Consider the following 17,793-nt stretch of genomic DNA (forward strand, 5'->3'; position numbering starts at 1 on the left):
GTCGGCGCCGGTGCCTAGTCGGTCAGTCGTCCGAGCTGGTAGTCACGTATGGCCTGATGGATTTCGGCCTCGCTGTTCATCACGAAGGGGCCGTATTGAACGATCGGCTCCCCCAGCGGACGACCTGCCAGCAGCAACAGCCGGGCCCCGGATGGGCCCGCCTGCAAACTGACCCTGTCGCCTTCACCGAAACGCCCAAGGCGGCCCTTTTCCAGCACGGCGGTGCGCTGCTCGCCTTGCACTGCGACACTTCCTTCATAGATGTAGGCAAGCAGCCGGTGGGTGGTCGGAATCGGCAAGCTGGCATGCTCGTTCGCGTTCAATTGCACATCGATGTACAAGGGGTCGGTCTTGCCGCCGCTGATCGGTGCTGTCACTGATTGACCGTTGTGCTCTATACGGCCGGCGATCAGCTTGAGTTGTCCGCCGCCAGCGAGTGCCTGCTCTGGCAGTGCCGACGCTGGCAGGTCGCGATAGTGCGCCGGTTGCATCTTGTCGGCTGCGGGCAGGTTCAGCCAGAGCTGAAAACCCCGCATGGTGCCCCGGTCCTGTTGCGGCATTTCAGAGTGAATGATGCCTCGGCCTGCGGTCATCCATTGCACGTCCCCGGGGCCGAGGAGCCCGCGGTTGCCGAGGTGGTCCTCGTGCAGCATGCGGCCTTCAAGCATATAGGTGACGGTTTCAAAGCCGCGGTGGGGGTGGGAAGGGAAGCCGCCGATGTAGTCGTCTGCGCTGTCGGAGTTGAATTCGTCGAGCATCAGGAAGGGGTCGAAACGCGCAGCATCGCGGCCGCCGAATACGCGGGTCAGGCGCACGCCGTCGCCGTCCGAGGCCGGTTGCCCGACAACGGCTTCGATCAGATCACGGTGCTGAGTCATGGCGCATCTCCCAAGGATAGGTTTTGCGCCATTGTATGACTGGTAAATTCGATTTGATAACGCAAAAAATACGTTAATCGTATCGAATTTACTGATTGCTTTCGGCGGGCGCCTCGGCAGGTGTGTCGGCTGGGGCGCGGCCTTCCAGCTCGTCGATGATACGCTGGTAGCCCTGGCAGGAGTCGTAGCGGCCGTTGGCCGGATCCTGCTCTTGCAGCGCCTTGAGGCGTGCATTGAGCTCATCTGCCATGCCCGGCTGGTCCTTGGTGCGATCGTAGATCATCTGGGCCAGGAGCTCGCCTTTGGCAATCGCCTCTTCCGGGGTACATGCCTGAGCAGTAAGGCTGCCCAGACCAAGCAGGCCGCTGAGGCCCAGCACAACTAACTGTTTCATCTCTACCTCGCATGCCTGCATGGGGAAGCCTATATGGTAGCCGCTCACCGGCCTGTCTCCAAGCGCTTGCGCATGCATCCGGGTATCGTCATCAGCTCGCCGCTTGGACCTGAAGGCCGCGAAATAGCTGGCTCGACGTGGTTTTGCCGATGCTTTCCGGCGGTTGCTCTGCGCTGATATGTCACACACTGCTCAACGCAGGTGTCCTGCTGCGGTTACTCGAGAAACGCCTCCAGCAGTTCGGGCGGCACGCTGTGGCGGTGGGCCAGGCTGGTATCACCGGTATCGGGGTGGAATACGATGACTACCTCCTTGCGTTCCAGCAGGCGTCTTACCTGGGCAACCCGCACCTCAAGGCTGCTGTCGTCGCCATTGTCGGTGCCATCGCGGGTGACAAAGTCTTCCAGCAGTGCATCAAGGGTTTCTGGTTCCAACAACTGATAGGGAATCAACATGCGCCGGTTTCTCTGCTGACGGTGGGGGCAATGTTACACTCGCGCCCTTTAAGAGGGTATTGACCGGACGATGATCGACGACCCGCTGTTCTATCTTTGTGCCGTGCCCGCGGTGCTGCTGTATGGCATCGCCAAGGGCGGTTTTGGCGGAAATATTGCCATTCTCTCTGTGCCCTTGATGGCCATGGTGGTGTCGCCACAGAAGGCGGCAGCGATCCTGCTGCCGATTCTCTGTGCAATGGATCTGGTTGCCATTCGTACGTTTCGCGGGCGCTGGGACAAGACCAACCTGCGTATCATTCTGCCTGCAGCAATGGTCGGCGTTGCGCTTGGTGCGCTCTCGTTCCGGGTGCTCAACGAGCAGCATATCCGCCTGCTTATTGGCACCATCGCCGTCCTTTTTGTGCTAAACGCCTGGTTGCGCCGTGATCAGACGCTGGCGCGTCCTGCCAGTGTCTGGCGGGGCCGGTTCTGGGGGCTTGTTTCCGGTTTTACCAGCTTTGGCATCCATGCCGGCGGGCCGCCGATCAATGTGTACATGCTGCCTCAGCGGCTGGAGAAAACGGTGTTGATGGGCACGCTGGCCGTGTTCTTTACCCTGGTCAACTGGGTAAAGGTTCCTGCCTATGTCTATCTCGGGCAGTTTTCCACTGAGAACCTTCTGACCTCACTGGCGCTGATGCCGTTGGCTCCGATCGGCGTCAAACTCGGGTTCTGGATGCTGCAACGCAGCAATGAGCAGCTGATCTATCGGTTGTGTTACCTGTTTCTGCTGTTGACCGGCGGCAAGCTGCTAGTCGAAGGCGTCATTGGATTGCTCGGCTCCTGATCAGCCGCTGCAGACTGGCATACAGCTGTTCGCTGTCGACGGGTTTGGGCAGGTAGTCGTCCATGCCGGCGGTCATGCCCTCCAGGCGATGAGTGTCGAGTACATGGGCGGTCAGGGCGACAATCGGCGTGCGTGGCAGATGTTCCCGCTGCTCATGGGCGCGTATCCGCCGGGTAGCCTCAAATCCGTCCATCTGGGGCATTTCGCAGTCCATCAGGATGAGATCGTAGCGTTCCGGGTCCTCCCGGTAGAGGCGCAGGGCATCTGCGCCATTTTCGGTCAGTTCCAGGCTGTAACCCGCTTTCTCCAGCAGCGTCTTTACCACCAGTTGATTGACCTGGTTGTCTTCGGCAATCAGCAGATGCCCGCGTCCACGCCACTGCTCGCTGACCGGGCGCTCGGTCAGTTGATCCTGCGGCGGGTTGCTATTGAGCAGCAGCGCCAGCGCCTTCTGCAATTGCCCCGGAAGCAGCGGCAGGCTCTGCTCCAGCACCTGGCCGTGCCAGGCTAGCTGACGATGATCGTCGGCTGCCCGCAGCAGCAGGATCGGAGTGTTCTCCTGTTCGTAGTGATGCAGCAGTTGCTGGAGGCGGTCGGTCGGTATGTCCTGGGCGTCGAGCAGCACCAGTGCAGTCTGTTGGCCGCAAGCCTCACCTTCGGGGGGCTCGACCTGGTAGCCCAGTCGTGCAAGCTGGGTCTGATAATGCGGGCGGGCTGCCGCATGACGGGTCACGATGGTGGCGATACCTGCGAGCGGCTTGTCCGGTGCTGCGCCAGTGCTCTGCATCGGCAGTGAAAGCGACATGCAGGTTCCCTGATCCTTGTCACTCTCCAGCGTGATGGTGCCCCCCATCAGGCGCACCAGCTCCTGGCTGATTGCCAGACCGAGGCCGGTTCCGCCATAGCGCCTTGTGGTACTGCTGTCGGCCTGGGTGAAGGAATCGAACAGGCCTGCCTGCGCGTCACGTGCTATGCCGATGCCGGTATCCCTGATGTCGAAGCGGATATCCCACTGCCCGTTCCCCCGATCGCTCGGTGCGCCGCTGACCTCGACGCTGACATGCCCCTTGCTGGTGAACTTGAATGCATTGCTGAGCAGGTTCATCAATACCTGCTTGAGTCGGGTGGGGTCGCCAATCAACTGCTCGGGCAGTGCCGGTGATACGCTGCAATACAGCCCAATGTGTTTCTCCAGTGTCTGTGCGGTGAACAGGCCTGCCGTTTCCGACACCAGGGCTTCCGGGTCGAAGGCGAGGGTTTCCAGTTTGACCTGCCCGGATTCCAGGCGCGCGAAGTCCAGGATGTCGTTGATGACCGTCAGCAGGGTTTGGCCGGACTTGCTGATGGTGTCCAGATAGAATCGCTGCTGGTTATCCAGACGGGTTTCCATCAATAGCTGCAGCATGCCGAGAACCCCATTCATCGGGGTGCGGATTTCATGGCTCATGCGCGCCAGAAAGCGGCTCTGCGCCAGGGTTTCCAGACGCGCCTGTCTGGCTTCCTCGTCTGCCCGGTAGCGTGCCTCTTTGAGGGCGTTGATGCGGTCGGCCAGTCCCAGCGAGAGAATGATCATCTCGGCGCACATGCCGAACTTCACCCAGTGTGTGCCGTAGCTGGCACCAAACAGCTCAAATCCCAGCGAGCCCGCAGTCGAGAGGATCAGCGAGCAGAGCAGAAAGCCCCAGGCCAACGTGTAGTGGGCACCGTAACGGAAGCCCTTGCGCCAGACATAAATGCCGGTGCCGAGCAGAATTATTGAGCTGACCAGTACAAACAGGCTGGCCATGTTGTTGTACAAAGTGGTGCTGAATACGGGTATCACGACCATCGCGGCCAGCACGATCAGAATCTTTACGCGCAGTATCCGATCCAGACGCGGGAATTGCTCGCGGGTGTGCAGATAGTGCCGGCTGAACTGGGTCGACACGGCGCAATGAATGAACATCAGCGTGTAGATGGCCAGAGTCTGTAACGTAATGCTGGCGTCAATCCATTTCCACAGCAGGCCATCAAAGGTGGCCATGAACAGCCAAATGCTCAGGATATGGGCCAGATACCAGGTGTAGGTTGCCTCGCGCAGCGACAGCTGCAGGAACAGGTTGTAGGCAAACAGCCCCAGCAGAATGCCGTAGAACAGCCCTGCACCCAGCATGCTGGTCTCCAGCTGCGCGCTGCTGGCTGGCCAACTGGAGAAGTAGAGCGGGACGAACACGGTACTGGCGGTATCAACGCGCAGGTAGAAGCGCGTTTCTCCCGGCGGCAGGGTGACCGGAAGCCAGTGGTTGCTGACGGCAACCGCGCGCGCACTGGGTGGCAGATGGTCGCCGCCCTGCTGTATCAGTGGGGCTGCCCCGGGGCGCAGTTGGTAGAGCGTCAGGTTGTCCAGTAGTGGATACTCGATTTCCACTACTCCTTCGATGGGGGTAGTCAGGGTGTTGCGCAGGGCAAATTGAACCCACCAGACTGATGAGTCCTTGCCTTCATTGATATGTTGGCTGCTGATCGGGCGCCAGGGCTGAACGCTGCCGCGCTGCAGTTGCTCGATAGTCAGGCTGCCCTGTGGGTCCTCCAGGAGCAGCAACTGCCGGCCGAGTGACAGGCGAGCATGCAAGTTGCTGATATCGACGCTTTCAGCCAGTTGGTGACTAACCTGGGCGAACGCCAAGCAGGACGAGAAGGCCATGCCCAGCGCAACCCAGCACAGTATAAGAACGCGGCACAAACGCATACAGAGTGCACTCGGCTAGACCACCAGCGTGTGATCTTTTGTTATTTGTTTTGATCTATCCGAATGCTAGCACAGGGTCATTATCGCCGCCGCTACAGCTTCGATTTCTGGCTGCTGGAGGCGTTGCCCCTGACCAACTGACGCAGCAGAAAACGGGAGGGGTGCACGGCTTCACTGAGGTCCCGCGGCAGCGGCAGCGGCTCGTCACCAAGCCAGGCAGCCAGCAACTCTCCGCTGAGTGGGGCACTGATCAGACCGCGTGATCCGTGTGCGGTGTTGACGTACAGACCAGGCTGCCAGGGCGCGGGGGCCGTTGGTTGCTGCGAAGCGTCCTTGCCCAGAACCGCGTACTGATCAAGGAATGCGTCGGGGTCCAGCACTGGCCCCAGCAGCGGCAGGTAGTCCGGGGCAGTGCAGCGCAAGCCGACACGTGCGCCCTGCGGCGCTGTCGCGCTGAAATGGCGGTGCAGTTCAGGCGACAGGCTTTGCAGTTGCTGCAGATTATGGCGGTTTTCCTCTTCGCTGGGCGTCAGGTCGAGGCGGTCAAAGCGAAAGCTTGCCCCGAGGTGATGCTCGCCTTGCCTTGCCGGCGATACATAGCCATCAGCGCAGAGAACCGTCTTCAGTCGGCTGCTGTGTGCGTCGGCCGGCAGATGGGTGATCTGGCCGCGGATCGGTTTCAGCGACAGATGGCGGGTCTGGGAGAAACGCGCTGTCTCGTGGGCGCCGCAGATGATCACGGTGCTGCTGGCAGCGAGGCAATCGCCCTGTTCGTTCAGTAACTGCCACTGACTGCCGTCATAGCGCAGATCGGCGACGGCAGTGGTGGTTCTGACCTCGATATTGGGGTGCTCAAGCAACTGCCGGCACAGGGTTGGCGGGCTGACCCAGCCGCCTGCGGGGAAGAACAGGCCGGGACTGCTGATCTCCACGCCGGCGAGCGCGCTGGCCTGGCGGGCATCGACTGCCTGCAGGAAACTGGCGGGATAGCCCTGGCTTGCCAGTCCCTGTTGTCGGCGCTGTTCCTTGTCGTCCGTGCCCAGCTGCAGGACACCGCAGGCATGCCAGAGCCCTTCGCCCTGTTTCAGTTCGCGCTGCAGCAGGCGCAGGCTGTACTGATAGGCGCTTTGAATAAACCGCGACAGCGGCGGATGGTGGGGTGATAGCTTGCAGTAGAGAATGCCTTGCGGATTGCCGGAGGCGGCACCTGCGACGTCGGGTAAACGCTCGATAACCTGTACCTGCCAGCCGCGGCGAGCGAGGGCGTGGGCCGTGCTGCAGCCAGCCAGACCAGCGCCGATGATGATCGCCGAGCGCTTGTCCGATCTTTCCGGTCGAGCATACCAGGGGGCTCGCCAGGGTTGCGCTGGCGGCTGCTGCAGCTGACCGCAGAGCATATCGCGTTTGCGACCAAAACCCTTGACCTTGCGCATCTCGAAGCCGGCAGCGATCAGTCCCCGGCGCACATCACCGACGCTGGTAAAGGTCGCGACCGTGGTGCCCGGCCGTGACAGTTCCGCCATGCGCTGATACAGCGCCGGCTGCCACATGTCCGGATTGCGTGCCGGGGCAAACCCGTCGAGAAACCAGGCGTCAACGGGAGCGTCCAACTCCGGCAGGGTATCGAACAGATCGCCAATCAGCAGGGTCAGAGTGACGCGTCCACCGGCAAAGGAAAAGTGCTGCCAGCCGGGCGTCAGATCCTGATATTGATCCAGCAGCTCGGTACTCAGTCTGGTCAGCTCTGACCAGATGGCCAGGGCGCGTTGCAGGTCCGTGCGCGCGAGCGGGTATTTTTCCGTGCTGACGAAGTGTAGATAGGTATCGTCGGGCGCGCTGGCCTGCCACAGCTGCCAGGCGGCGAGAAAGTTAAGTCCGGTGCCGAACCCGGTTTCCGCGATACAGAAATGCTCGCCAGCGGCCATCGCGCGCCAGCGCTCTGCCAGGCGGTTGTGGGTCAAAAAGACGTGCCGGGTCTCTTCCAGGCCGCTGTCGCGGGAAAAATAGACATCATCAAAGCGACTGGAGAAGGGCTGGTCGCCTTCCATCCAGACCAGGTCGGCAGACTTGACAGTAGGTGCGCTCACGCAGGCTCCGGGGATACGGGATTCCCGGTTATTGTACCGTGCTGACCGCCGTTACCCCATATTGGGCAGAATCAGCAGCAGCCAGGTAGCCAGGACAACCAGCGCAACGGTGGACCATTTGGGTTTGAGCAGCGATTTCATGGCATATGCCTTCTTGTTTTTATTAGCATGAATACCTTGTGGGTATCAGGCGGCGCATGGTCTGGTTGGACGTGAGGCCGCAAAACGGATCGCGGTAGCGATAAATAGTGCCTGTTTTTTTGTTATAGCACGCGATGCCCGGGTGTTCCGGCCCGGCGTGGAATTGTGTTAGACAAAATGGCTACAAGCGCACGCGCTGATGTCGCCAATCGCCCTCAGCGGGACTCACCGCTCTGGAATAGCCGCTCGGTGCGGGCAGCCATGATCAGGTCATTCATATGCACCCCGCCCAGCGAGTGACTCCACCAACTGGTGGTGACCCGCCCCCACTCGAGCAGCAGCGCCGGGTGATGATCCTGTTCCTCTGCCAGAGCGCCGATCCGGTTGGCGAACGCCAGGGCACTGGCGAAGTCGGCAAAGGGGTAGACCCGTTCAATGCGGTGAATGCCCTCGACACAATTCAGCTCCCAGTCGGGGAGGGCGGTCAGCAGGGCCAGAATCTGCTCCTGCACCAGTACGCTGGCGTTATCCGCCGATGTCAATTCTCGTTCGGCCAGGTCGTGCATGTTCGTGCTCCAGCAGAGGGTTTCTCAGGCAGCTTAGCAGTTCGCGGATGGGCGGAACGCGCTATCATCTTGCGCATGGTGACAAAATTGGGGGATTCGGACAGGTGATTCGTGTGCGGTGGTTGCGCCGGTGGCTCAGATTCCTCGGTTGGCGCCCGGACAGTACCACCCATCAGGAAAAGCTGATCTCGGCGCTGGGCACGACGCTGGCGCTGATTCTGCTGTACTGGATTACCCATCTGGTGATGAGCGCAGAGAGTGCGCTGTGGGTGACCGGCTCGATGGGCGCCAGCGCGGTGCTGGTGTTCGCCATGCCCCACGGCACCCTGTCGCAACCCTGGTCGGTCATTGGCGGCCATGTGCTGTCTGCGCTGTTCGGAGTGGCCTGTGTGCAGTGGTTGCCTTCCGGGTTCTGGCTCGCCGCCCTGGCTGTGGGGGGGAGCGTCATCATCATGATGTATGCCCGCTGCCTGCATCCGCCGGGCAGCGCAACCGCCATGATTGTGGTGCTGGGCGGGCCGCAGATTGTCGATGCGGGCTTCAGTTTCGTGCTCTATCCGATCTTGCTTGATGTACTGGTTATTGTGCTGTTTGCCGTGCTGTTCAACAGCCTGTTCACCAGCCGGCGCTACCCGTTGCCGTTGACTCGGCATGCCATAGGCCGGGCGCCGGGTATCGCGCCGGAAGATTTCGAGCATGCGCTCAAGCAAATGAACGCCTACATGGATATCGACTTCAACGATCTGCTGCGACTTGTCGAACTGGCCAACGCCAACGCGCAGAGCAAGGGCGTGACTGCGGCCGACCTGGAGCCGGGTGGCTTCTACAGCAACGGCTTGCCGGGTCGGAACTGGTCGGTGCGCGAGGTGCTGCAGGTCGTCAGCCGGCCGGGGCGCGCTGGCCGCGTGCGTTACCGCATCATCAAGGGTGCGGGCGAGGGTGGCAATGGCATCTGCCGGGTCAGCGAGTTTGTCCGCTGGGCGCGCTACAGGGTGGCGCCGGATGAGCAGGGGCGGCAGTGGCACCGGGTCACCGACGCGCAGCCTGCAACCGAGGCCTGACCGGTACAGTTAGGGGTGCAAGCCAGCTGAAACTGTCTCTGTTGCGATGCGAGGCGGCTTTCTAGAATAGCGTTCCCTCCCTTTGCTTTCCGAGTTTGCAGCATGCATGTTTCATCCGGCCGTTGGCTGTACGGATTCCTGTTGGCGTTAACCACCACTCTGCTCTGGGGTGTGCTGCCGATCATGCTCAAGGAAGTGCTCAAGGTCATGGACCCCTATACCGTGACCTGGTATCGCCTGCTGAGCGCCGGTCTGGTGCTTCTGATCTGGCTGGCCGCCAAACGCAAGCTGCCCTCGATTCGTGCGCTGTCGACGCGCAATCGGGGCTTGCTGGTTATCGCCGTGCTGGGTCTGGCGTTCAACTACGTGCTCTATCTGATGGCGCTCAACCGGCTGTCGGCCGGTACCATGCAGCTGATTATTCAGACCGCGCCGATCATGCTGATGATTGGCAGCATGTTGCTTTTCCGCGAGCGTTTCGGGGTCGGCCAGGTACTCGGGCTGGTCGTCCTGTTGCCGGGATTTGCGCTGTTCTTCAATCAGCGACTGGTTGAGTTGATGACGCAAATGAGCAGCTACACCCTGGGTATCCTGATCGCCATTGCCTCGGCTTTCAGTTGGGCGCTTTACGGCCTGGCCCAGAAGCAGCTGCTGACGGTCTGGTCGTCGGTATCGGTGATGATGGTCATCTACCTCTCGTGCGCTGCGCTGATCACCCCGCTTGCTACACCAACCCAGGTGCTCAGCCTCACTCCTCTGCAAGGCTGGCTGCTGCTGGGCTGCTGCCTCAATACGCTGGTTGCCTACGGTGCCTTTGCCGAAGCGCTGGCGCATTGGGAGGCGTCCCGGGTGAGCGCGACCGTGACTACTACGCCGCTGTTTACCTTCTCGCTGGTGGCCCTTGGCGCCATGCTCTGGCCGGGGGTGATCGAGCCGGAGATTCTCAACAGCCTCGCCTATCTGGGCGCACTGATGGTGGTTGCAGGCTCGGCATTGATTGCGCTGGCACCAAGCCTGATGAACAGCATTCGGCAGCGGCGTCTGCGCCGCCTTGCCGTTACACCACCGCCAGCCGGGTCCTGAGGCAATCGTCGGTCGATTGTTGCGTTAGAATGGTTGCCAAGCATCGATGGCGGACACGCTACGCTTAGTCCGCCCTACGCATTATCCCCGCCGTGGCCCGGCATCGTCATCGGCTGCTTTGCCAGGCCCTGCGACATATCGCCTGTAGGGTGGTCAACGCATAGCGTTGGCCACCGGGGCTGAAAATGTGGGAGCACTGCGGATACGCTGCGCTTAGTCCGCCCTGCGAATGCCAAGGCCGCCGCTATTACGAGAAAACTTTTTTCAGGAGATGACTATGGCTGTCGTCCAACAAGCACTTGAACAGGCCCTGCAGGCTCTGAATCCTGCGCATCTGGAGTTGATCAACGAAAGCCATATGCACAGCGTGCCGCCCGGCTCGGAGTCGCATTTCAAGGCGGTGGTGGTCAGTGAGCGCTTCAGCGCGCTCAATTCGGTCAAGCGGCACCAGCTGGTATATGCCACCTTGGGCGAGCTGATGCAGCGTATTCACGCGCTGGCCTTGCACACCTACACACCGGCCGAGTGGCAGCGGCGTCAGCAGGCGCCGGCTTCGCCCAACTGCCTGGGTGGCAGCAAGGCAGACCAGCACTGACCCTCCGTCTGCCGGTGGTTTGTCGCCGGCGGTCACTTTGCTAGAATGCGCCGCTTCAAAACGTACGCCCTTTACGCGGGCGCTCACTGAATACCGAGGTAAGCATGTCTGCAATCGTTGTTGTGGCACTCTACAAGTTCGTCCAGCTGGACGATTACGAAGCTCTTCGCCAACCCCTGCTTGATACCCTTGTCGCCAACGGCGTCAAAGGTACCCTGCTGCTGGCGCGAGAGGGCATCAATGGCACCATCGCCGGCCCCCGTGACGGCATGGACCGGGTGCTGGACTGGCTGCGTTCCGATACCCGTCTGGCAGACCTGGACTACAAGGAGTCCTACTGCGACGAGATGCCGTTCTACCGCACCAAGGTCAAGCTCAAGAAAGAAATCGTCACCCTCGGCGTGCCCGGCATTTCGCCGACCAGCAAGGTCGGCACCTATGTCGAGGCAAAGGACTGGAACGCACTGATCAGCGATCCCGAGGTGCTGCTGATCGACACCCGCAACGACTACGAAGTCTCGATCGGCACCTTCCAGGGGGCGATCGATCCGAAAACCAAGACCTTTCGCGAGTTTCCGGAATACGTGCGCGCGCACTTCGATCCAAAACGTCACAAAAAGGTGGCAATGTTCTGTACCGGGGGCATCCGCTGCGAAAAGGCCTCCAGCTATATGCTGGAGGAAGGCTTTGATGAGGTATTTCACCTCAAGGGCGGTATTCTCAAGTACTTTGAAGATGTGCCGGCCGAAGAGTCGATGTGGAACGGTGAGTGCTTCGTGTTCGACAACCGGGTAACCGTGCGCCATGATCTGGCCCCGGGGTCATTCGATCAGTGTCACGCCTGTCGTCACCCGGTCTCGGCCGAGGATATGGCATCGCCGCAATACGAAGAGGGCATCAGTTGCCCGCATTGCTACGACAGCCTGCCGGAGAAAACCCGGCAACGCGCCGAAGAGCGTCAGCGCCAGATTCAGCTGGCCAAGGCGCGCAACCTTCCGCATCCGATTGGCATGCCCCCGCAACTGGCCTCGCCCAACGCCAAGGCCGATAGCTGACCGACCCGGAGTACGCCATGCAGCAGCGCCTGATCTACGTGATGGACCCGATGTGTTCATGGTGCTGGGGTCTGGCGCCGCTGATTGATGCGATATTCCAGGCACATCCTGATGTGCCGGTCCACCTGGTGGCCGGCAGTTTGCGGCCGCACCTGCAGGCGCCGCTTGATAATGCCTCCCGCCAGGCGCTGGCCGCCCACTGGCAATCAGTCGCTGCGCTCAGTGGTCAGCCGTTTTCCGACCCGCAGGCATTGCCCGAACCCTTGATCTACAACGTGCGTCCCGCCAGTCAGGCACTGATTGTTGCGCGGGCCCTCGACGTCGAGCGGCTGTGGCCCTTTGTTCGGGCCATGCAGCAGGCGTTTTTCGCCGAATGCATGGATATTACCCGGCCAGCGGTCTTGCTTGAGATTGCCGCTGCCAACGGCTATGACCCGGTCGAATTTGCAGCACGCTTCGATCAGGCCGATACGCAGCAACTGCTCGATGAGGATTGGGGCTGGGCGGCTGATCGGGGGCTGGCCGAGCTGCCGATTCTGTTCGCCGAGCGCGACGGGCAGCTGGCGCTGCTGGGCAATGGCTATCGCTCGCCAAATGAGGTGCTGTCGCTGCTGCAGCGCTGGGTCGGCGCTGCAGCCTGAGCGCAATCAGCGCTCGCGCAGCGCCTCGGCCTGGGCGCGTAGTACCGGCTTGAGCAGGTAGCTGAGGATGCTCTTGCGGCCGGTAATGATGTCGACACTGGCGACCATCCCGGGGATGATCAGCAACGGATTCTCCTCGCTGCCCAGGTGGTTCTTGTCGGTACGCAGGCGGATCAGATAGAAGCTGTCGCCATTCTCGTCAGTGACCGTGTCGGCGCTGATATGCTCCAGTTCCCCCTTGAGCCCGCCATAAATGGTGTAGTCATAGGCGGTAATCTTGATCATGGCTTCCTGTCCTGGATGCAGGAAGGCAATGTCCTGCGGGCGGATGCGCGCCTCGAACAACAGGGTATCTTCCAGCGGAATGATTTCCACCAGATCACTGCCCGGCTGAATAACGCCGCCAATAGTGTTGACCAGTAGCTGCTGCACGATACCGTGCACGGGCGAGGTTACCAGCGTCCGACGCACCCGGTCTTCAAGTGCCAGCCCTGACGCAGACGATTTTTGCAGGTCAATGCGGGTCTGATTTAGCTCTTCAAAGGCTTCGCTGCGGAAGCGGTTACGTGCTTCCTCGGCTTTGCGTTCGACCTCGCGTAACGCCGACTCGGCGCGCGGTATGGCCAGGGTGGTGCCGTCCAGATTGCCGCGTGTTTCCACCTCGGCCCGGCGCAAGCGCAGCACTTCTACCTCGGAGATGGCACCGTCTTTCACCAGCGGTGCAGACATGCTGATCTCGCGCTGCAGCAGCCCCAGACTATTGCGGAACTGACGCTGCTTTGAGCGGAGCTCGTTCAACTCCTGTTCGCGTTGACGGCGCTGCTCATCGAGAATCGCCAGCTCATCCGCCAGCCGCCGTTGCCGCGACTGGTACAGGGCCACTTCCGCTTCGGCAAGCTCCGGAGCATCTCGCAGAACCTCGTCCGGCATCACCAGCTCGCCACCTTCGGCTTCGGCAGTCAGACGGGCCAGTGCAGCCTGTTTGCCCAGCTGTTCAGCACGGGTTTCCTGGACGTTGGAGGCGAACCGGGTGTCGTCCAGGCGCAATAGCGGGGCGCCTTTCTCGACGATCTGACCTTCGCGGACCAGGATCTCGGCAACGATGCCGCCTTCCAGGTTCTGCACCCGCTGCAACTTGCCGGGCGGAATGGCCTTGCCCAGCCCGCGCGTCAGCTCCTCCACCTTGGCAAAGTGCGCCCACAGCAGACCGGTCAGCAAAAACGCCACCAGCGCCCAGAGCATCAGGCGAGCTGATCGGGGGGAGTCTTCCAGTATCGCGTGGGCCAGATCCGGCAGTGGCGTATCTTTGGCAGAGTTGTCCCTGGGGGCAGGTTTATCACCCGGCGGCGGGGTGGGTTTAGCTCCGTGCGACATTCACGTGTCCTTTGCGCAAGGCTTCCAGTACCTGTTCCTTGGGGCCGTCGGCGACAATCTTGCCGCCGTCAATCACAATCAGCCGGTTCACCAGCGACAGCATTGAAGCCCGGTGGGTCACCAGCAACAGCGTACGGTTGTGCAAAATGGGTTGCAGCTGACGCTTGAGGCGTTCCTCACTGCTGTTGTCCATGGCGCTGGTGGGTTCATCCAGCACCAGTACCGGCGGGTCAAGCAGCAGCGCGCGGGCCACTGCCACGGCCTGCCGCTGGCCGCCCGAGAGGTTCATGCCGCGCTCGCCAACCTGCAGATTCAGCCCAAGTGGGTGCAGGCGGGCGAACTCGCTAACCCCGGCCATGTCGGCTACTTGCTGCAGGCGCTCGTCGTCTACGTAGCGCGCGCCCAGGGTCAGGTTGTCGCGCAGGGTGCCGTTGAACAGTTGAATATCCTGCGGTACGTAACCGATGTTGTGGCGCAGGTCGGCTACCTCCAGTTGCTGGATATCAACGCCATCAACCAGCAGATGTCCGCTGTCGGGCTGATACAGATTCAGCAGCAGCTTCTCCAGTGTGCTTTTGCCCGAACCACTGCGTCCGATGATGCCGATGTGCTCGCCGGGCAGGATGCGCAGGTTCAGGTGGTCGAGCGCGGGATACTGCTGACCGGGATAGGTAAAGCAGAGGTCTCGCGCCTCGATGGCCCCATGCAGCTGGCGGCGTTGAGTCGCAATGGCCTGAGGCTGGCGCTCCTGCGGCATGCTCATCATTTCGTCGGTAGTGCCGATGGTCAGGCGCGCCTGCTGGTAGCGCGTGAGCAGACTGGATACCTGTGACAGCGGTGCCAGGGCGCGGCTGTTGAGCAGGTAGCAGGCGATCAAACCGCCCATGCTGATGGCGCCATCGCCGATTAGATAGACCCCGCTGACAATCATCGCGATGCCGGCCAGCTGCTGTATGAACAGGGTGCCGTTGACCGCGAGGGTTGAGAGTTTTCGCGCTTTCATCTCCAGGCGCCCGAGCGCGCCCACGGTGGTTTCCCACTGGCGCTGCTTTTCGCTTTCGGCGCAGTTGACCTTCAGCAGGTCGATGCCGCCCAAGGTCTCGATCAGCATCGCCTGGCGTTCACTCGACAGGTGCAGGGTCTGATCTATGCAGCGCGACAGCGGCCCCTGAATAAGCCAGCCCAGCAATAACGTCAGAGGAAAGGCCAGCAGCGGAATGGCGACCAGTGGTCCGCCGATTATTCCGATTACCAGCAGGATCAGCAGTGAGAACGGCACATCAATCAGGCTGGTCAGGGTCAGCGAGGTCAAAAAGTCGCGCAGGCTCTGAAACTCGTGAATATTCTGCGCAAAACTGCCGACCCGCGTCGGGCGGGCCTTGAGGTTCATGCCGAGAATTCGCTCAAATAGCGTCGCCGACAGGATGATGTCGGTCTTTTTCCCGGCAAGATCGAGGAAGTAGCTGCGCAGTGTGCGCAGGATCAAATCAAACAACAGTGCCAGCGATATGCCGATAGCCAGTACCCACAGCGTGGTCGTGGCCTGGTTGGGTACCACCCGATCGTAGACGTTCATGACAAACAGCGGCGTCATCAACGCAATCAGGTTGATCAGAAAGCTGGCCACCATCGCATCGGAATACAGGCGACGCGAAAGCCGAAGGGTATCCTTGAACCAGTGTTTCGTGCGAGGCAGCGGGGAATCGAACTGCACCTCGAAGCGGTGTCTGGGCTGGGCAAAAAAGGCTTTGCCGCTATACAGCTCAGCCAGTGCCGACTTGTCCATCAGCTTGGCGCCGCCGGCGGATTCACTGGTCAGCAGGCGTGCCTTGCCGTCCTGCCAGGACTCAAGCACAACGTTGCGGCCATCCTTGAGAAACAGCAGTGCGGGCAGGGCAATGGCGTCAATCTGGTCCAGCGGACGATTGAGGATTCGACCTTGCAGATTGGCCCTTGCCGCCGCGCGAGGCAGCAACTCCGGCGTCAGGCGCTGGTCGCGCAGGGGTAAGCCTGCGGCAAGCACGCCACGACTGGTCCGCACCTGCAGGCAGGTGCAGAGAATCAGCAGCGCATCAAGCAGTGGATCGTCGAAGCGGCTGCGGGGGTCGTCCCCCGCGTTGCTGCTCGCCCCCTGTTCGGGGCCCAGGGGCCCCGTCAGTACATCAGGCGTTGTCAAAACGTTATTGACCTGTCGGCAAATCGGAGTTGGAAGAGCCGGAATCGCTCAGAGCCATGGATTCAGCCGGCGGGACCACCGACTGGCTGCGCAGCAGTTCACCGGCAACCGCCAGCAGGCGGTACTGCGCCAGGTACTCGGAGAACCGGGTTTCGGTCAGCCGGCGCTGGGCAGTAAACAGCTCGTTTTCGCTGTCCAGCAGGTCGAGCAGGGTGCGCTCGCCGATGTTGAACTGTGAGCGATAGGCTTCGCGAACGCGAACGGTGTGGTCCACGTACTGCTGGGCGATAGGCACCTGTTTGCGGGCGCTGTCCATCGCGTTCCACGCCAGCCGCAACTCTTCGCTCAACTGACGGTAGGCGTTATTGCGAATCTCGATTGCTTCGTTGATCTGATGCGCGCTGGACGCCATGCGAGCCTTGTCACGGCCGCCGCTGAACAGGTTGTAGCGCATGCGCACCATAGCCTGCCATTCGTTGTAGTGGCCGTCGGTGCCGTCCAGATCGTTGTCGAAGTTGCGTGACAGCTCCAGGTCAAAACGCGGGTAGAAGGGCGACTTGGCGGCCTCGTACTGGCGTTCGGCGGCGGTGCGATCGGCCTCGGCGGTCTTGATGTACGGGTTATTGGGGATGTCCTGCAGCGCGGCTTCCACCGACTCGGGCAGCATGCCGGTAATGGGCGCGGGCAGTGTCAGATCGCCCGGTGGCTGGCTGACGATGCTGTAATAGACTGCTTCGGCATCGGCCAGGTTGGCCTGTTCGGTAACCAGATTGTTGCGGGCCAGGGCCAGACGGGCTTCGGCCTGATCCAGGTCGGCATTGCGGCCGACGCCGCGCTCGCTGCGCAGGCGGATCTGATCATGAACACGTTCGTGGCTGCGCATGTTTTCCTCAGCCAGGCGTACCATCTCGCGGCGCATCAGTACCTGATGGTAGGCGTCGGCAGTGGCCAGGCCGATCTGCTCGGCGGTGCTCAGTACGCGGTAGGCGCGGGAGTTGACAGTCGCGACGTTGCGACCAACCTCGTTGGCGGTGGCAAAGCCGTCGAACAGCATTTGCCCGAGACGCAGTGCGCCCTCGCCGCGGTTCAGTTTTTCCCAGTGCTCACCCGCAGCGCGAGTGGCCGGACTGTCGGTGCCTTCCCTGCCGTAGCCGCCGGTCAGATCAACCGTCGGGTAATATCCTGCCCGTGCTCCCCTGAGGTCTTCTTCCGCTGAAAGTCGGCTGCTGGCAGAAGCGCGCAGCTCCGGGTGGTTGTCGATAGCGGTCTGGATGGCTTCGGGCAGCGACTGCGCCGAAACCGCCAGAGAGACGGACAGGGTCAGCGGCAGTACAAGAAACTGCCACGGGGTTAAGGATTTCATAGATCCTCCTTGATGGTGCGCCGGTAGTATTTGTGCGGTGGATGACAGGCTCCACGCATGCTCTCAAGTCTAGTCAGGCTTTTCGACGGGAGAGCTGTCTCTGTAATACTGTTTTGATACTAAATTGGAGCAGCTTCCTGCGGCTATATTGCCAAAGCATCTAAAACAGTAAGAGCGTGTTCCCTGAAGGTTTAGTATATTTACACATAGTCATCAAATTGACGAATGAATATTTATGTTATTTCATCGTCAATTGGTTGGCTTTGAATCTCGCGCGTCGTAGGGTGGCTGTCTCGTCAGGGGAAGTCTAGCGGAGCCGGCGTTGAGGGTAGTGAAGGGAAGCCGAGGGTTCCCGGGTGATGTCAGG

At 61.1% G+C, this 17,793-nt stretch carries 15 protein-coding genes; 6 read left to right on the top strand and 9 right to left on the bottom strand.

The window, feature by feature from the left end; translation table 11 throughout:
- Positions 1 to 14 precede the first annotated feature (14 nt).
- The 3 genes from ACZ5WQ_RS01545 to ACZ5WQ_RS01555 form a co-directional block, all read right to left on the bottom strand.
- Positions 15 to 878, bottom strand: coding sequence for a pirin family protein (locus tag ACZ5WQ_RS01545; protein ID WP_464382988.1), 864 nt, complete (start codon positions 876 to 878; stop codon positions 15 to 17).
- 88 nt (positions 879 to 966) lie between these two features.
- Positions 967 to 1,272, bottom strand: a complete 306-nt coding sequence (locus tag ACZ5WQ_RS01550; RefSeq protein WP_233049330.1) for a hypothetical protein — start codon at positions 1,270 to 1,272, stop codon at positions 967 to 969.
- A gap of 215 nt (positions 1,273 to 1,487) precedes the next feature.
- On the bottom strand, positions 1,488 to 1,727 hold the full coding sequence (locus ACZ5WQ_RS01555) for a YheU family protein (RefSeq protein WP_088276652.1): 240 nt from the start codon (positions 1,725 to 1,727) through the stop codon (positions 1,488 to 1,490).
- Between the two features lie 70 nt (positions 1,728 to 1,797).
- On the opposite strand from ACZ5WQ_RS01555, the gene ACZ5WQ_RS01560 reads away from it, so the two are divergent.
- Positions 1,798 to 2,556 (top strand): sulfite exporter TauE/SafE family protein, encoded by a 759-nt coding sequence (locus tag ACZ5WQ_RS01560; protein WP_228247254.1) that lies wholly within the window; start codon positions 1,798 to 1,800, stop codon positions 2,554 to 2,556.
- Here ACZ5WQ_RS01560 and ACZ5WQ_RS01565 read toward each other — a convergent pair.
- The 3 genes from ACZ5WQ_RS01565 to ACZ5WQ_RS01575 all read right to left on the bottom strand — a co-directional run bounded on the left by ACZ5WQ_RS01565 (position 2,534) and on the right by ACZ5WQ_RS01575 (position 8,078).
- Entirely contained in the window at positions 2,534 to 5,239 is a 2,706-nt protein-coding gene (locus tag ACZ5WQ_RS01565; RefSeq protein ID WP_464382989.1) for a hybrid sensor histidine kinase/response regulator, read from the bottom strand. The two genes, ACZ5WQ_RS01560 and ACZ5WQ_RS01565, sit on opposite strands and share 23 nt — an antisense overlap.
- Positions 5,240 to 5,376: 137 nt before the next feature.
- A complete protein-coding gene (gene mnmC / locus ACZ5WQ_RS01570; RefSeq protein WP_464383607.1) occupies positions 5,377 to 7,332 on the bottom strand; it encodes a bifunctional tRNA (5-methylaminomethyl-2-thiouridine)(34)-methyltransferase MnmC2/FAD-dependent 5-carboxymethylaminomethyl-2-thiouridine(34) oxidoreductase MnmC1 in 1,956 nt (651 codons plus the stop codon).
- Positions 7,333 to 7,727: 395 nt separating this feature from the next.
- Complete coding sequence (locus ACZ5WQ_RS01575) at positions 7,728 to 8,078, bottom strand: 4a-hydroxytetrahydrobiopterin dehydratase (protein WP_269687696.1); 351 nt, start codon at positions 8,076 to 8,078, stop codon at positions 7,728 to 7,730.
- A 113-nt stretch (positions 8,079 to 8,191) separates the two neighbouring features.
- Between ACZ5WQ_RS01575 and ACZ5WQ_RS01580 the strand changes: the two genes are divergently transcribed.
- The 5 genes from ACZ5WQ_RS01580 to ACZ5WQ_RS01600 all read left to right on the top strand — a co-directional run bounded on the left by ACZ5WQ_RS01580 (position 8,192) and on the right by ACZ5WQ_RS01600 (position 12,513).
- The gene (locus ACZ5WQ_RS01580) at positions 8,192 to 9,139 is read left to right on the top strand and encodes an HPP family protein (protein WP_269687695.1); all 948 of its coding nucleotides are present in this window, start codon (positions 8,192 to 8,194) and stop codon (positions 9,137 to 9,139) included.
- 102 nt (positions 9,140 to 9,241) lie between these two features.
- On the top strand, positions 9,242 to 10,222 hold the full coding sequence (locus ACZ5WQ_RS01585; protein ID WP_228247248.1) for a DMT family transporter: 981 nt from the start codon (positions 9,242 to 9,244) through the stop codon (positions 10,220 to 10,222).
- A gap of 277 nt (positions 10,223 to 10,499) precedes the next feature.
- Positions 10,500 to 10,817 (top strand): BolA family protein, encoded by a 318-nt coding sequence (locus tag ACZ5WQ_RS01590; protein ID WP_464382990.1) that lies wholly within the window; start codon positions 10,500 to 10,502, stop codon positions 10,815 to 10,817.
- 104 nt (positions 10,818 to 10,921) lie between these two features.
- Positions 10,922 to 11,872 (top strand): oxygen-dependent tRNA uridine(34) hydroxylase TrhO, encoded by a 951-nt coding sequence (gene trhO, locus ACZ5WQ_RS01595; RefSeq protein ID WP_233049337.1) that lies wholly within the window; start codon positions 10,922 to 10,924, stop codon positions 11,870 to 11,872.
- Between the two features lie 17 nt (positions 11,873 to 11,889).
- Entirely contained in the window at positions 11,890 to 12,513 is a 624-nt protein-coding gene (locus ACZ5WQ_RS01600) for a DsbA family protein (RefSeq protein WP_088276636.1), read from the top strand.
- Positions 12,514 to 12,519: 6 nt separating this feature from the next.
- Here the strand turns inward: ACZ5WQ_RS01600 and ACZ5WQ_RS01605 are convergent, their stop codons facing one another.
- The 3 genes from ACZ5WQ_RS01605 to ACZ5WQ_RS01615 are packed head-to-tail and all read right to left on the bottom strand — an operon-like array spanning position 12,520 to position 17,426.
- Positions 12,520 to 13,887: an HlyD family type I secretion periplasmic adaptor subunit gene (locus tag ACZ5WQ_RS01605; RefSeq protein ID WP_464382991.1), complete on the bottom strand. Its 1,368-nt coding sequence runs from the start codon at positions 13,885 to 13,887 to the stop codon at positions 12,520 to 12,522.
- Positions 13,871 to 16,033, bottom strand: a complete 2,163-nt coding sequence (locus tag ACZ5WQ_RS01610) for a type I secretion system permease/ATPase (RefSeq protein ID WP_464383608.1) — start codon at positions 16,031 to 16,033, stop codon at positions 13,871 to 13,873. The genes ACZ5WQ_RS01605 and ACZ5WQ_RS01610 overlap by 17 nt, the downstream gene beginning before the upstream one ends.
- Positions 16,034 to 16,067: 34 nt before the next feature.
- The gene (locus ACZ5WQ_RS01615) at positions 16,068 to 17,426 is read right to left on the bottom strand and encodes a TolC family outer membrane protein (protein WP_228247244.1); all 1,359 of its coding nucleotides are present in this window, start codon (positions 17,424 to 17,426) and stop codon (positions 16,068 to 16,070) included.
- Positions 17,427 to 17,793: the final 367 nt, after the last annotated feature.

The sequence above is a fragment of the Halopseudomonas sp. T1L2 genome (assembly GCF_055397385.1).